The sequence below is a fragment of the Myceligenerans halotolerans genome (assembly GCF_054782975.1).
In genome coordinates this window covers 88,830-103,270 of the sequence record NZ_BAAGRL010000023.1, presented here as the reverse complement: position 1 = coordinate 103,270, position 14,441 = coordinate 88,830, and the positions used below count along the sequence as shown (strand labels likewise).

At 73.9% G+C, this 14,441-nt stretch carries 15 protein-coding genes and 1 riboswitch; of the genes, 4 read left to right on the top strand and 11 right to left on the bottom strand.

Going from position 1 to position 14,441, the window contains the following annotated elements; genetic code table 11:
* Positions 1-15: 15 nt before the first annotated feature.
* The 3 genes from ACYVK5_RS15855 to ACYVK5_RS15845 are packed head-to-tail and all read right to left on the bottom strand — an operon-like array spanning position 16 to position 2,449.
* Positions 16-882, bottom strand: a complete 867-nt coding sequence (locus tag ACYVK5_RS15855) for a hypothetical protein (protein ID WP_460706681.1) — start codon at positions 880-882, stop codon at positions 16-18.
* A complete protein-coding gene (locus ACYVK5_RS15850; protein ID WP_460706679.1) occupies positions 879-1,577 on the bottom strand; it encodes a hypothetical protein in 699 nt (232 codons plus the stop codon). Before ACYVK5_RS15850 ends, ACYVK5_RS15855 begins: the two co-directional genes overlap by 4 nt.
* A gap of 5 nt (positions 1,578-1,582) precedes the next feature.
* Complete coding sequence (locus ACYVK5_RS15845; protein WP_460706677.1) at positions 1,583-2,449, bottom strand: hypothetical protein; 867 nt, start codon at positions 2,447-2,449, stop codon at positions 1,583-1,585.
* 287 nt (positions 2,450-2,736) lie between these two features.
* Between ACYVK5_RS15845 and cydD the strand changes: the two genes are divergently transcribed.
* Both cydD and ACYVK5_RS15835 read left to right on the top strand, forming a co-directional pair.
* Positions 2,737-4,683, top strand: a complete 1,947-nt coding sequence (cydD, locus tag ACYVK5_RS15840; protein ID WP_460706675.1) for a thiol reductant ABC exporter subunit CydD — start codon at positions 2,737-2,739, stop codon at positions 4,681-4,683.
* Positions 4,680-6,359, top strand: a complete 1,680-nt coding sequence (locus tag ACYVK5_RS15835) for an amino acid ABC transporter ATP-binding/permease protein (RefSeq protein ID WP_460706673.1) — start codon at positions 4,680-4,682, stop codon at positions 6,357-6,359. The genes cydD and ACYVK5_RS15835 overlap by 4 nt, the downstream gene beginning before the upstream one ends.
* A gap of 53 nt (positions 6,360-6,412) precedes the next feature.
* Here the strand turns inward: ACYVK5_RS15835 and ACYVK5_RS15830 are convergent, their stop codons facing one another.
* Positions 6,413-6,940, bottom strand: a complete 528-nt coding sequence (locus ACYVK5_RS15830; protein WP_460706671.1) for a mycothiol transferase — start codon at positions 6,938-6,940, stop codon at positions 6,413-6,415.
* A gap of 197 nt (positions 6,941-7,137) precedes the next feature.
* Positions 7,138-7,286: riboswitch (cyclic di-AMP (ydaO/yuaA leader) on the top strand.
* On the opposite strand from ACYVK5_RS15830, the gene ACYVK5_RS15825 reads away from it, so the two are divergent.
* A complete protein-coding gene (locus ACYVK5_RS15825; RefSeq protein ID WP_460706669.1) occupies positions 7,284-8,141 on the top strand; it encodes a C40 family peptidase in 858 nt (285 codons plus the stop codon). (Overlaps the previous riboswitch by 3 nt.)
* Positions 8,142-8,363: 222 nt before the next feature.
* Positions 8,364-9,374, top strand: coding sequence for an NAD(P)-dependent oxidoreductase (locus tag ACYVK5_RS15820; RefSeq protein ID WP_460706667.1), 1,011 nt, complete (start codon positions 8,364-8,366; stop codon positions 9,372-9,374).
* On the opposite strand, the gene mutM is transcribed toward ACYVK5_RS15820, so the two are convergent.
* The 7 genes from mutM to ACYVK5_RS15785 form a co-directional block, all read right to left on the bottom strand.
* Positions 9,319-10,266 carry a bifunctional DNA-formamidopyrimidine glycosylase/DNA-(apurinic or apyrimidinic site) lyase gene (mutM, locus tag ACYVK5_RS15815; RefSeq protein ID WP_460706665.1) on the bottom strand — a complete coding sequence of 316 codons (948 nt, stop codon included), beginning with the start codon at positions 10,264-10,266 and terminating at the stop codon, positions 9,319-9,321. The two genes, ACYVK5_RS15820 and mutM, sit on opposite strands and share 56 nt — an antisense overlap.
* Positions 10,259-11,113 carry a ribonuclease III gene (rnc, locus tag ACYVK5_RS15810; RefSeq protein WP_460706664.1) on the bottom strand — a complete coding sequence of 285 codons (855 nt, stop codon included), beginning with the start codon at positions 11,111-11,113 and terminating at the stop codon, positions 10,259-10,261. The genes mutM and rnc overlap by 8 nt, the downstream gene beginning before the upstream one ends.
* A complete protein-coding gene (rpmF, locus tag ACYVK5_RS15805) occupies positions 11,113-11,307 on the bottom strand; it encodes a 50S ribosomal protein L32 (RefSeq protein WP_460706662.1) in 195 nt (64 codons plus the stop codon). The genes rnc and rpmF overlap by 1 nt, the downstream gene beginning before the upstream one ends.
* A 2-nt stretch (positions 11,308-11,309) precedes the next feature.
* Positions 11,310-11,936 carry a YceD family protein gene (locus tag ACYVK5_RS15800; RefSeq protein ID WP_460706660.1) on the bottom strand — a complete coding sequence of 209 codons (627 nt, stop codon included), beginning with the start codon at positions 11,934-11,936 and terminating at the stop codon, positions 11,310-11,312.
* A gap of 73 nt (positions 11,937-12,009) precedes the next feature.
* Positions 12,010-12,492 carry a pantetheine-phosphate adenylyltransferase gene (gene coaD / locus ACYVK5_RS15795; RefSeq protein ID WP_460706658.1) on the bottom strand — a complete coding sequence of 161 codons (483 nt, stop codon included), beginning with the start codon at positions 12,490-12,492 and terminating at the stop codon, positions 12,010-12,012.
* Between the two features lie 10 nt (positions 12,493-12,502).
* On the bottom strand, positions 12,503-13,108 hold the full coding sequence (gene rsmD / locus ACYVK5_RS15790; protein ID WP_460706656.1) for a 16S rRNA (guanine(966)-N(2))-methyltransferase RsmD: 606 nt from the start codon (positions 13,106-13,108) through the stop codon (positions 12,503-12,505).
* A 43-nt stretch (positions 13,109-13,151) separates the two neighbouring features.
* Positions 13,152-14,441 (bottom strand): endonuclease/exonuclease/phosphatase family protein, encoded by a 1,290-nt coding sequence (locus ACYVK5_RS15785; RefSeq protein ID WP_460706654.1) that lies wholly within the window; start codon positions 14,439-14,441, stop codon positions 13,152-13,154.

Sequence of the window (14,441 nt, the reverse complement as noted above, 5' to 3'; positions counted from 1 at the left end):
ATCAGGGCCGGCCAATTACCGGGCGGCGTCCAAGGTTGTGAGCGCTATGCGTTCGTTCGGTACCCAGGGGGCGGCGATCGCGCAGGTCTCCGGGCGCTCGGCGCAGTCGACGTACTCGTCGGCCCGCCCGCCGGCGGATCGCTGGAACAGCGGGTACGCGGCGACGTCCACCCGGAACGCGCCGCGGGAGTCGGCGATCGCCGTCGTGCCGTACTCGTAGAGGCAGTCCGCCCCGTCGACGCCCGTCCCGTCCGCGGCGACCGGGCACTGCGACAGGTCGACGTCGGCCCTGGGCTCGAAGCCGCTGCCGGTCACGACCGCGGTGCCGGTGTTGCTCGCGACATCGTAGGTCCACGACTCGACGGTCAGTTCCGGCGCGTCGGGCACGACGACGCCGTCGGGCAGGCCGAACGGGGTGGTCGCCCGCACCGTCCGCCCGTCGGTGACGACGCCGAGCACGCATCCGGTGTCGCACAGCACCTCGTGGCCGTTGATCTTGAGGAATACCTCGGGCTCGACCGTGGTGCGGAGGCGGCCGTCGGCCGACGTCTCCACGGCGACGCCCGTGTCCGAGTTGAACGAGCACATCGTGTCCGCGGCCCCGCCGTCGACCCGCACGTACTCGGCCGCGCACGGCAGCACCTCGACGACCTCGCCGCCCGGCAGGCCCTCGGCCGTCACGCGGAGGGTGCCGTTCGCGGGAACCACCCGGACGGCGGGCCGCCCGGGGCCGGGTGCCGGGTCGGCGGCGTCCGTCGTCGTCGGACCGGGGGACGACGACGGCGACGGGCCGGCCGAACCGTCCGCCGCGTCGCAGCCCGCGAGCGCCAGGAGCAGCACCCCGGCCAGGAAGGTCGTGGTGAGGCGCCGCCCGGCCGTCACGGGTAGTCCAGGTACTCGTCGATCGACCTGGCGATCCGCCACGAGTAGTTCTGCTCGCCGAGCAGCCAGTCCCTGCCGGTGTTCCAGGTGTGGAACTCCATCTCCAGGTAGCAGGCGGGGGCGTTCGTGTTGTTCAGCTCGCCCAGGTTGGACCGGTAGGAGCGCACGTCGTTGGTGCCGGGGCTGCCGGGGCCGAACCAGCGCACGAACTCGTCGGAGCACTCACGGCCCGCCGTGGAGACGTACATCATGAGCGTCCCGTGGCTGCCGCTGGTGTTCTCGCACGTCTCGTTGCGGGCGTTGGAGTGGATGGGGACGTGCAGGTCCGCCCCGTAGTTGTTGGAGCTGTTCACGTTCTCGTTGAGCGTGCCGGTGCCCCGCCGGACGCGGTACCCGCGTTCGAGCAGGTTGAGGCGGTCGTCCTGGGCGCCGGTGATCGCGTGCAGGGCGGTCGCGTAGGACTGGGCGTTCTCGGAGTAGTCGCGGCATCCGTGGTTCGTGATGCAGGAGCCGCCGGGTACGCCGTCGTTGCCGTCGTGGCAGGCCTGGGACAGGTAGATGCGCTTGCCGTTCCAGTGCTCCGGGTTGTAGTCGGCGTCCGCGGCGGCGGGCGGGGCGAGGGTCGCGGCGGTGAGGCCGGCGGCCAGCAGGGCGGCGGCCGCCCGGCCGAGGAGGGGCCGGAGGTCCGTGGTCATGGGTCTCACTCCTCGCGGCCGAGTTCGATGGGGAGGGGCACGGTGGCGCACATGTCGCCGTCGACGGCGGTGGCGTAGGCGAGGCAGTCGCCGGTGACCCGGAAACGGACCGAGTCGAGGGCGCCGTTGCTGTAGGCGGTGAAGATCAGGGCCCGGTCGATCTCGTAGGCGGGGACGGGCGCGGTCGCGGCGGCGCCGGGGAAGTCCGCGGGGAGGTCGACGACGGCGTGTCCGCCGGTGACGGAGACCTTGCTCGCCGCGAGGTCGGCGCCGGGGATGAGTTCGGCGAGCACCGCGTCGACCGCGCCGCCGAGCGAGTGCCGGAGGCCGCCCCGCACGGGGGTGGCGGACGGTTCGTGCCCGGTGCCGGGGTCGCAGCCGAGGTACGGCACGGTGGATCCGTCGTCGGTCCTGGTCCCTTCCGGGAGGTCCGGGCATGCCTGCGGCTCGACGGGCCGGTCGCCCTCGGCGTCGGAGGAGGCGGCGTCGAGCGCGGCCCGTTCCTCACCGTCGGGGGCGTCCAGGCCGACGACGTCGACGGTCCAGCCGTCGAGGCCGGTGCCCGTCTCGTTCATCCAGGCGTAGACGGCGTCCGGGTCCCGGGACATGTCGACGGTGACGGTGCTGGCCGATGCGTCGACCTCGGTCACGAACGACCGGGCGAGTGCGGCGGTCGCGTCGGGCGCGGTGGGGCCGGACGCGGGTGCGGCGTCGGTCCGGGTGGCCTGGAGGGTGCCGATGATGCCGGCGAGCAGTGCCAGGGTGAGAAGCCCGGCGAGCACGAGGGCCGTCCGCCGCCGGTTGGAGTGCGGGCCCGCCGCGCCGGGCAGAGGCGAGCCGAGGGGCGTCACGACTTTTCTGGTCACCGTCATCTGTCACTCCGTCTTCGAAGTTCACTGAAGGGGAACTACGTGTCTGGGGTAGATCAGCAACGATTTATTACGTCCTGGATTGAAAGTCTGCACAGCAGGGGTGAAATCAGCAAAAGATAGGGCCGCCGACAGCCACGCCCGGGGCGCATTCCGATATTCCGCGGACATCTCCGGCGGCGGCTTGTCAGGGACGGCGGCGACCGGGCGCGCTCCGGGACCGGAAATTCGCCCTGATCTGTGAGGGACGGCATGTCCCATTCAGGGCTCTGACGCGCAAAGATAGGCCTGTGCGTCCCCTTGATCCACGACTCCGGCACATTCGCCCGGCCCGTTCCTATCTCACGTTGACCGTGGGGCTGGGGCTGGCCTCCGCGGGGCTGGTCGTCGCGCAGGCGCTGCTGATCGCCGCGCTGCTGGCTCCGGTGATCCAGAACCCGGGAGTAACGCCCGCGGGCGCGCTCCTCGTGGGGCTGGGCGTCGCCGTCGCCGGTCGCGCCGTCGTCGCCTGGGCACAGGAACGGTACGCGCGGCGGGCGGCGTCGCGCACGATCGCCGACCTGCGCGAGCAGGTCGTCCACGCGGTCGCGACGCGACCGCCCCGCGGCACAGGATCGGCACCGGACGGCACCGGCGTCGCCACCCTGGCCACGCGCGGGCTCGACGACCTCGAGCCCTATCTGGTGCGCTACGTGCCGCAGCTCGTCCTGACCGCGTTGCTCACGCCCGCGCTGGTGCTCGTCATGCTGGGGCTGGACTGGATCTCGGCGGCGGTCGTGGCGGTGACGCTGCCGCTCGTGCCGATCTTCATGGTGCTCGTGGGACGACTCACGGCCGGCACGTCGGAGCGGCGGCTGGCGGCGGTCGCCCGGCTGGGCGACCAGGTGCTCGACCTCGTGGCCGGGCTCCCGACGCTGCGCGCGTTCGGCCGGGCGACCGGCCCGGCGGCCCGGGTGCGGGCGCTCGGCGACGCGTCCCGCAGCGCGACGATGCGGACCCTGCGCGTGGCGTTCCTGTCGTCGATGGTGCTGGAGCTGCTGACCACGCTGTCCGTCGCGGTCGTCGCCGTGGGCGTCGGGCTGCGTCTCGTCGAGGGCCAGATGGACCTGCAGGCGGCGATCGCCGTCCTGGTGCTCGCCCCGGAGGTCTACCTGCCCCTGCGGCGGGTCGGGGCGGAGTTCCACGCGTCGGTCGACGGCGTGGCCGCCGCGGGCCGCGCCCTCGACCTGCTCGCCACGACGGACGCGGACGGCCGCCCGGCGCCCGGCCTCGATCCTGACCGGCCGCGGCAGGCGGACGGCGGCGTGGGCCGGGTCACGCCACTGACTCTGGTGCTCGACGACGTCCACGTGCGCGCCGGTGATCGGGACGTGGTCGCGCCCGCCGGGCTCACCGCCCGCATCCCGCTGGGCTCGGGCCGCCCCGGGGGCGGTCGCGTCATCGCGCTCCGCGGGCCGAGCGGCTCCGGGAAGTCGACGGCGGTCCTGGTCGCGCTCGGACTGGTCGAACCGGACTCCGGCCAGGTGCTCCTGGAACTGGCGGAGCCGAGCGGGGCATTCGGCGGGTCGTCCGGCGAGGCGCGGCTGGTGCCGCTGCGCGACGTCGGCCTCGAGGCCTGGTGGCGCCGCCTCACCTGGGTCCCCCAGCGGCCGGCGATACCGCCGGGCTCGTTGCGCGACATCCTGCACGCGCGGCAGGGCGGCGCGCCGGAAGCGCAGGGCACGCCGGAGGCGGAGGGCAGGCCGGGAGCAGAGCGCACGCCAGGGGCAGAGCGCACGCCGGGGGTGAAGAGCGTGCCGGTTCCGCCGCAGCGCACCGTGCGGGTCGCCAGGGCGGCCCGGAAGACCGGGCTCGACACCGTCGTCCGCGACCTGCCGCACGGGTGGGACACGCGACTCGGCCTGGGCGGGACCGGGCTGAGCGTGGGCCAGCGTCAGCGGGTGGCGCTCACCGCCGCCCTGCTGGACGACGGCGCCGACCGCCCGCTCGTGATCCTCGACGAGCCGACCGCGCACCTCGACGCCCACTCGGAGGGACAGATCCTCGACACCGTGCGCGCCTGGCGCGGCGAGGGCCGGACCGTGCTCGTCGTCGCGCACCGCGAGTCGCTGCTGGCGATCGCCGACCAGGTCATCGACGTCGAGGCGCGGCCCGTGTCCGCCGGCACCGCGACCAGCGCGATTCCCACGACAAGCACCGGTCCCGCGACCGGCGCCGACGCCGGAGCCGCCCGATGAGCGCCGCATCCCGCCCGCAACCGCCCACGGCGTTTCCTCCCGGCGCACCGCTCCCCGGTGCCGCTCCTCGCGCCGCGACCTCAGGCGCGGTGTCGCCGGGCGCCGCGACGGCCCGCCGGACACGGCGCGCCGGACCGCGCGGCATCGCCCGCGACCCGCTGCTGCGGCTCCTGCCGCTGCTGGAGGTCCGGCCCGGTCGTGTCGCGGCCGCCATCGGCCTCGGCACCCTGGCGCTGGCCTGCGCGATCGGGCTCGCGGCCGTCGCCGCCTGGCTGATCGCGCGCGCCTCCCAGATGCCCCCGGTGCTCACGCTGTCGGTGGCGGTGGTGGCGGTGCGGGCGTTCGGGATCGGCCGCGGCGTGCTGCGCTACCTGGAGCGCCTCGCCTCGCACGACGTCGCCCTGCGCGGCATGTCGGCGCTGCGGGCGCGGGTCTACGCGGGCCTCGCGGACGCCCCGGGAACCCCGTCGGTGCGGCGCGGCGACCTCCTGGCGCGGCTCGGGGCCGACGTCGACAGCGTGGGCGACGTCGTGGTGCGCGCCGTGATCCCGGCGGGGGTCGCCCTGGTGACGGGTGCCGGGTCGGTGATCCTGGTCGGGGTGCTCCTGCCGGAGGCGGGGCTCGCGCTGGCGGTGTGCCTGCTGCTGGCGGGCGTCGTCGTACCGTGGCTGGCGGCCCGGGCGTCCGCACGGGTCGAGGCCGACGGCGCCGCGGCGCGCGGGCGGGTGAGCGGGCTCGTCCTCGAACTGCTGGAGGAGGCGCCGCAGCTGCGGGTGGCGGGCCGGTTCGCGGCCCGGTCGGCGGACCTGCGGGCCGCCGACCGCGAGCTCGACGCCGCGAACGAGGCCGGGGCACGGGTGTCGGGCCTGTCCGCCGGGCTCGGCTCGCTGGCGCAGGGACTCGCCGTGATGGCGGCACTGGTGCTCGGGATCCCCGCCCTGGCGGCCGGACGGCTCACGCCCGAGGAACTGAGCGTCGTCGTGCTCACGCCGCTCGCGGTGTTCGAGGCGACGGCCGGGCTCCCCGCCGCGGCCGTCCAGTGGCACCGGTCCCGGGAAGCAGCCCGGCGACTGCTCAGCCTGCTGGAGGACGACTCCGCCGAACGGGTCGGCGAGTCCCGCCCCGCCCTGTACGGCGTGACCCTGGACCCGCGGCCGGGGACGGTGACCGTGGTGACCGGGCCGTCGGGCTCGGGAAAGACGACCCTCCTCATGCGCTCCGCCGGGCTGCTCCCGGGTGCGAGGGCGCCAGCGCTTGGCACACTATTCGTGGCCGAGGACGGGCACGTTTTCGGAACCACCGTGCTCGAGAACCTCCGGGTGGCACGCGGCGACGTCGAGGAGGGCGAGGCGCGTGCGGCGCTCGGCGCCGTCGGGCTGACACCCTGGCTCGACGGGCTGCCGGACGGCCTGGACACCATGCTGGGCACGGACGCGACGAACGTGTCGGGCGGCGAGCGACGCCGGCTCCTCATCGCCCGGGCGCTGCTGGCCCGCGCGGACGCCCTGCTCGTCGACGAGCCGGCCGAGCATCTCGACGCGAAGGCGGCCGACGACGTCGTCCGTGTCCTCGCCGAGCATGCCCGCGCCACCGGGACCGCCGTCGTCCTGGCGACGCACCGCCCGGTCCCGGCGGGCCTGGCCGACCACGAGATCAGCCTCACGCTCCACGGCTGACGCCGGGCGGACCCGCGCCGGACGCAGCCGCGCGCCGGACCCGGACCGCGCCGTCACTCCCCCGTCATGCCGTCGATCTGCTCTCGTGCCGCGTCCAGGTGGCCCGCGTGCCGGGCGTACTCCTGGAGCACGTGGAACGCGATCCACAGCAGCGTGGGCGGCGTCTCGCCCGAGGTGAACCGGCCGCCGGTCGCGCCGCGCTCGGCCAGGTCGTGGGCGGCCAGAACCTGCCTGGTCCGGGCGCCGCCGTCGTGCAGGCGCCGCAGCCAGTCGTCGAGGTCCGCGTCGCCCGCCGGGACCGCCCACGGCCCGTGCGGGTCCCCGCCGGCGTGGTCACCCCACGGTTCGGACACGCCCTCCGCCAGAAACCCCCACACGAACCACCGCCGTTCCATGTGCACGAGATGCACAAGCAGTTCCAGCGGCGACCACCCGGACTCCAGCGGACGTTCGGCGAGCCCTGCGGGGCCCAGACCTCGGGCCTTGCGCTCGACCACGCCCCGGTAGTAGTCCAGGTACGCCACGAACTGCTCGGCGGGGTCAGGGGAATCCACACGCGGTTCGACGTCGGAGAGCGGCATGTCGCCACCATAGGAGATTCCGGGAGCGGGCGGCATTTTGCCGGCATGACCTGCGATGACACACCGTTTCGCACGCGTCCGACATGCAGGCGAAAACCTTCGCGTAACCAATTCGTGACATCCGGCGCGATCCTCTGTACTGTCATCACCGAGCCGCGGACCCAGACCGCGGCTCCGGATCCGGCCGCCGAGCCCCGCCACCGGATCTGCCCAGCGAAAACATGGCGGGGACGGGGGAACCAGGTAGTACGGGCCACGGCCCTTGGGGTGAAGCCTCCTTCGGGAGGCCGGGTGATCTCCCATCCGAACCCGACAGCTCACCTCGCAGGCGTCGGAGGAGAAAGTGGCTACGATCACGCCCGAAACCAGCCGTCCGTCCCGTCGCGGTCGCCACCGCGCGGAGCGCCCCACCATCACCCCCCTGACCGGCGTGAGTGAGGCCGCCGCCAGGACGGGCGCCATCGCCGCCGTCACGGGTGGCATGCTCGCGTCCGTGTTCTCGTCGAGTGCGGGCGCGGCCCCTGCCGCCGAGAACAGCAAGCAGACCGTCGACTACGGCAAGGCCGACGCCCGCGTCGCCGACGCCCTGGCCGACGAACTCGTCAGCCAGGTCAAGGTCTCCCCGCAGGCCGAGACCGTCGTCGAGACGAGCACCATCAAGGTCACCCCGTACGCGGAGACCCCTGAGGGCAAGGCCGAGGCGAAGCGCATCGCCGAGGAGGAGCGCCAGGCGGAGCTCGAGAAGCAGCGCCAGGCCGAGCTCGAGGCACAGCGCCAGGCGGAGCTGGAGGCCCAGGCCGCAGCCGAGGCGGAGGCGGAGGCCACGGCAGCCGCCGAGGCCACCACGTCCACCTCGACCGGTTCCGCGACGGGCCAGCAGGCCGTGAACCTGGCGATGGAGCTCGTCGGCACGCCGTACGTGCTCGGCGGGTCCACCCCGTCGGAGGGCCTGGACTGCTCCGGCCTGATCACCTACGTGTACGGCCAGCTGGGCGTCACCAACCTGCCCCGCACGTCGGGCGACCTGCGCTACGCCGGAACCGTCGTCTCGGACCCGCAGCCCGGCGACATCGTGTGGACCTCGGGCCACGTCTCCCTGTACGCCGGCAACGGCATGATCGTCGAGGCCGTGCAGCCGGGCACGCCGCTGCGCTACACGACGATGTGGCAGTCGAACCCGACGTTCGTCCGGGTCGCCTGAGCGCTCACCCGAGGGCCGGCACGCGACCACGTCGTTCTGGTCGATGGCTGCGATCCCACCGACCGAGATGGCGTGGTCGGCGCCGGCGGGAGGCATTCGTCCCGGCCGGCTGTTCGGCAGATCAGGGCTCGACGTCCTGGTCGCCCGTCGGACAGCCGGTCGGTATGTCTCGATGACGCGATGCACAAGCGCCCGGCCGGCTCCGGACGCTACAGTCCCCGCGTGAAGATTCTCCTGCCCGACGTCGCGTTCGATCTCGGGTTCCGGCAGTACCTGGACGACGACGTACGGCAGGCCCTGGGCAACGCCGTCGTCGTGCCGTACGCCATGGGGGAGCCCGTCCCCGAAGAGCACACCAACGCCGACGTCCTGGTCACCTGGGCCAGCCCACCCGGCGTCGTCGCCGACGCCGCCCGCCGGCTCACCCGCCTGCGCTGGGTCCAGACGCTCTCAGCCGGCCCGGACGTGGCGCTGGCCGCCGGCTTCGGGGACGACGTCGTCATCTCCTCCGGGCGGTCCCTCCACGACGAGACCGTGGCCGAGCACACCCTCATGCTGATCCTCGCCTCCGTGCGGCGCCTGCCCGAGGCCCTCGAGGCGCAGCGTGAGCGCCGCTGGGCGGGCGAGATGGCGGCCGCCCAGGCCGCTCCCGACACGGACGCCCACTGGACGCTGTCCGCGGCGCACGTCGTGCTCTGGGGTTTCGGGTCCATCGCGGAGCGGCTCTCGCCGATGCTCTCCGCCCTCGGCGCGCGCGTGACCGGGGTAGCGGGCTCGGCGGGCCGGCGGGCCGGATTCGACGTCGTCGGCCCGGACGGGCTCGCCGGCCTGCTGCCCGAGACCGACGTCCTGGTCTCCCTGCTGCCGGCCGTGCCGGCCACGCGGCACGCGCTCGACGCCGACGTCCTCGCGAGGCTCCCGGCGCACGCGCGGTTCGTCAACGCCGGGCGCGGGGCGACCGTCGACGAGGCTGCCCTGATCGACGCCCTCCGGTCCGGCCGCCTCGCCGGAGCCGCCCTCGACGTCACGGAGACCGAGCCGCTGCCCGCCGGCTCGCCGCTGTGGGACTGCCCGAACCTGGTCCTCACGCCCCACGTCGCCGGCGGGCGTCCGCGCGGTGCCGCCAGGTTCCTCGCGGATCAGGTCACGGCCTGGGTGCGCGACGGCGCCGCCGGTCTCAGGAACGTGGCGCGCGCTGGCAGCTGGGGCAAAAGTACGACGACCGGTTCATGAACGGCTCCCGCCGGACCTCCGTACCGCAGCGGCGGCAGGGCTCGCCCGCACGGCCGTAGGCGTCAAGATTTCTTGCGAAGTAGCCCGACTCGCCGTTCACGTTCACGTACAGCGCGTCGAACGACGTACCGCCCCGCACGAGCGCCTCGCGCATCACCTCCGCGGCGGCGTCGAGCACGCGCAGCACGTCCGCCTGCCGCATCCGCTCGACCGGGCGGCGGCCGTGGACCTCGGCACGCCAGAGCGCCTCGTCGGCGTAGATGTTCCCGACCCCGGAGACGACCGTCTGGTCGAGGAGCGCGCGCTTGATCTGCGTCCGACGACGGCGCACGCGCCGCGCCACCTCCGCGCGCTCCGCGTGCGGGTCGAGCAGGTCACGCGCGATGTGCGCCACGGGCACCGGCAGGAGCGGCAGATCGCTGCCCTGCCCGGCGGGCAGCCCCGAGCCGTCCGGGACCATGTCCTGCACGCTCAGATGGCCGAAGGTGCGCTGGTCGACGAAGTCGAGGTAGCGGGCGGCCGTGCCGTCGACGGCGGGCGCACCCTCCAGGTGGAGGCGTACGCGCAGGTGCGGGTGCTGCCAGTCGTCCGCGCTCACGCCACCGCGGACGAGGAGCTGGCCGGACATGCCGAGGTGGGCGAGGAGCGCATCGTCCGCGGTCGCGGCCGCGCCCGGGCCGTCGTCGTCGGACAGCGGCAGCCAGAGGAACTTGCCGCGGCGGACCGCGGCGGCGAGGCGCCGGCCGGCCAGGCGGCCGGCGAAGTCGAGCGGACCGCCCTCGTGCCGTCGCACGCTGTAGTCCCGCAGGACCTCCACGCGCCGCACCACGGCGCCCACGACGAGACGGTCGAGACCGTCGCGCACGGTCTCGACCTCGGGCAGCTCAGGCACTCGGCACGTGCCGCGCCGCGTCGGCGGGTCCGGCGCCGGGGCGGCGCCGCGCCTGGCGGCGTCCGCCCTCCGCGGCGTCCGACGACGACGGGTCGCTCTCGGCGAGCCGCTCGTCCCGGTCCTCGGTGACCGGCGCCGACGGGAACGCGGCGACCAGCGCCTTGTACGCCTCCTCGGCGGCCTCCTGCTCCGCGTGCTTCTTCGCCGACCCGGAGCCCTGGCCGTAGGCGACGCCGTCGATCACCACCTCGGAGTGGAAGATCCGGGCGTGCTCGGGCCCCTCGAAGGTCGCCAGGTAGTCCGGGGCGCCGAGTCCGCGCTCGGCGGCGGCCTCCTGCAGCGACGTCTTCCAGTCCAGGCCGGCGCCCAGGCCGGCGGCGACGTCGAGCTGGTCGTCGACCAGGCGGTGCACCAGGTCGCGGGAGACCTCCAGCCCGTGCGACACGTAGGTGGCGCCGATCAGCGCCTCGACCGTGTCCGACAGGATCGAGTCCTTGTCGAAGCCGCGCGTGCGGATCTCCCCCTTGCCGAGGAGCACGTAGCGTCCCAGGCCGAGCGTCCGGGCGATCTTCGCGAGCGACCGCTGCGACACGGTCGCGGCGCGCATCCGGGCGAGGTCACCCTCGTTGGTGTCGGGGTGACGCCGGTAGAGCGCCTCGGTCACCACGAGCCCGAGGACCGTGTCGCCCAGGAACTCCAGGCGCTCGTTCGTCGGGATGCCGCCTGCCTCGTGGGCGAACGAGCGATGCGTCAGGGCGAGCACGAGAAGCTCGGGGTCGAGAACGACCCCGAGCTTCTCCAGCAGCTCGCCCGGCTCCGAGGGGGTCGGAGCGCCGCGGCGGGCCATCAACCCGCGTTGACGGTCTTCAGGGCGTCGCGGTAGGTACGGCCCTTGTACGCGCCGCAGGTGGGGCACGCGGTGTGCTGCAGCTTGTCGGCCTGGCACGACGGGCAGGTCGTGAGGTTCGCCGCGGTGGTCTTCCACTGCGAACGACGCGCACGGGTGTTGCTGCGCGACATCTTGCGCTTCGGAACAGCCACGGTCAGCTCTCTTTCGTCTCGTCGGACATGCTCGTGGATTCGAGCATGCTCTGCAGCGCCGACCAGCGAGGGTCGACCTGATCATGATGGTGGCCGGGGTCGTCGGCCAGGCGTGCACCGCACTCGGTGCACAGGCCCGGGCAGTCCGGACGACACAGCGGTTGAAATGGTAGTGCAGTGACCACCGAATCTCGCAATACGGGTTCGATGTCGGCCAGATCGTGCTCCAGGACCGACTGCTCGTCCTCGACATCGTCGTCACCGGCCGCGGCTTCCGCCTCGGCCCGCTCCGGGTAGGCGAAGAGCTCCTGAACCGGCGCGTCGACCTCGACCGTGATCTCGTCGAGGCAGCGGGCGCACTCGCCGACCGCCTTGCCGCGGATCGACCCGGAGATCAGCACGCCGTCCATGACGGCCTCGAGCCGCAGGTCGAGCTCCAGGTCATCACCCTCGCGGACCGCGATCACCGGGGTCCCCACGGCAGACGGCACCTGCACCATGGCGCTGTGCGTGCGCATGGTGCCGGGACGCCGGGACAGCTCGTGCGTGTCGAGCACGAGCGGCGAGCGGGGGTCGAGTGTGATGGCAGGCTCCGAGAGGGGCGTTCGAAATGCGGGATGGTGGTCCATGCAGGACCAGCCTGCAATCTTACGGCATCGGCCCGGGGCCTGTCGGCCCGGGACAGGTGTGATCCGCCACGCCTCAGCCCACGGCCGCGCGCACCGCTCCGGCGACGGCGACCGGGACCAGGTCGTCGATCTCGCCGCCGTTCCGGGCGATGTCCTTCACCAGCGACGACGCGATGTGCGCGTAGGCCTGGTCGGCGACGACGAACACCGTCTCGACGCCCGACAGGTGCCGGTTCATCAGCGCCATCGGCAGTTCCGCGTCGAAGTCCGCGCCGCCCCGCAGGCCCTTCACGACGGCGGTCGCGCCCACCTCGCGGCAGAAGTCGACGAGCAGGCCATCGGCGACGCCGACCTCCACGTCCGCGGTCGAGGGGTCGGCCGCGACGGCCGCACGGACGAGCGCCGCGCGCGTGTCCAGGTCCAGCAGACCGGACTTGCCGGGGTTCCTGGCCACGGCGACGATCACGCGGTCGAACTGACTCCGTGCCCTGCGCACCACGTCGAGATGGCCGAGGGTGATCGGGTCGAACGACCCCGGACACACAGCGATGGTCATGGCCCACACCCTAGTCGGCGGCGGGTTCCTCCGGTGCGGCCGGCCCGATCGGCTCGGTGTAGTAGACCGCCGTCTCGCCGTAGGGCTTCCGGCCGATGAGGGCCAGGCCTTCCGGCCAGGACGGCTCGGGGCTCCTGGCCGACCGTTCGACGACGACGACGGCCGCGCGGGCCAGCACGCCCGGCGCGGCGAGATCGCGCAGCACCCGGGCGAGATCGTCGTCGGACAGGTCGTAGGGCGGGTCGAGGAAGACCAGATCGAGCGCGGCGCCGGACGACGGCGGAGCGGCCGCGAGCGCCGCCGTGTACCGCTCGACGGGACCGTTGACGACCTGGACGTGCGGCGCGAGACCGAGCGCCGCGACGTTCTTGCGTGCGGCGGCGACGGCTCCGCGCGCGGAGTCCACGAGGGTCACGTGCCGTGCGCCGCGGCTGGCGGCCTCCAGGCCGAGGGCGCCGGATCCGGCGTAGAGGTCGAGCACGCGCGTGCCGTCGAGCACGTCGAGGTGGTCGAGGCGGGAGAAGATCGCCTCGCGCACGCGGTCGCTGGTGGGCCTGGTCCCCTTGGGCGGGACGACGAGCGTCCGTCCGCCCAGCCTGCCCGCGACGATTCTCACGGGGCAGAGTTTAGAGGTTCCGCGGGTGGGTGGTCGGGTGGCCTCAGGACCAGGGGAGGTCGATGCGGGCGACCACCGGGAGGTGGTCACTTCCCGTGCGGTCGAGCGTGCGGACCTCCGTGACCGCGGCGCCGCGCGCCAGCACGTGGTCGATCGGGACCATCGGGAACGACGCCGGGAACGTGAGTCCGAGGCCGTGCCGCGGTTCGGACACCAGCGCGGTGACCGGGTCCAGCGCGGGGTCGTCGAGGGTGGTGTTCAGGTCGCCGGCCACGACGACGGCGTCGGACTCGTCGGCGGACAGGGCCTGCGCGAGCAGTCCGATGCTCTGGTTCCTGGCCGCGACGTCGAGTCCGGCGGGGCCGAGTCGCATGGACGGCAGGTGCACCGCGTACAGCGCGATGCCCGGGGCGTCGTCGGCCGGGGTCACGGTGACCCGCATGCCCCGGTTCCATCCCGGGCCGGCGCCGTCGGGCCGCAGATCGATCCGTTCCGCGTCGCGCAGCGGGTGGGCGGACCAGACGCCGACCGTGCCGTGGACCTCCTGGTGCGGCAGCGCGTCGCCGAAGGCACGCGCGTAATGCTCGACCAGCGGAGGCGTGACCTCCTCCAGGACGACGACGTCGGGTTCGGCGTCGAGCAGTACTCGCACGGTCCCGGCGATGTCCCGGTTCTCGTCGCTGACGTTGTGCTGGACCACCGTCAGGTCGTCGCGCGGGACGGGTTCGTCCGTCAGGCGCGGCCAGAGGACCCAGGCCCAGGCCGCGGCGGGCAGGAGGAAGGCGAGCGTCGCGGTCGCGGATCGGCGCACGAGTCCGAGGACGAGGAGCAGCGCGGCGAACGCGCCCAGCCAGGGCAGGATCGAGGCGACGAGGCTGACCAGGCCGAAGGCGCCGGGGAGCTGGTCGTGGAACAGCAGCGCCGCGGCGAGGAGGAGCTGGAGCACGGCGAGCACGATGCCGCGCGACCACGCCGTGCCGGTCCGGTGCGGCTCGCCGGCGGGCTCGTCCTGGAGGACGTCGTCGAACGACGGGAGCGGGTTCGAGCCCGTTCCGGGGTAGGGGACGGTGTCCTCGGGCGACGACGGCGGCGACGGCGGCGCGCCCGAGCCGGGGTACGGGACGGTGTCCTCACGCGACGGCGTGGGCGTGCCTCGTTCGAGGTACGGCACGGTGTCGAACCTGTCGTCGAACGGCGGGTCGTCCCAGCCTGCGAGCCCCGAACCGGCGGGCCCCGTACCAGCACGGCCAGGACCGGCGGGCCCCGCCATCGCGGGCCCCGGATCGCGACCTGGCTGTCGCGGACCCGGATGGGCGTGCTGATCGTCGCTCAC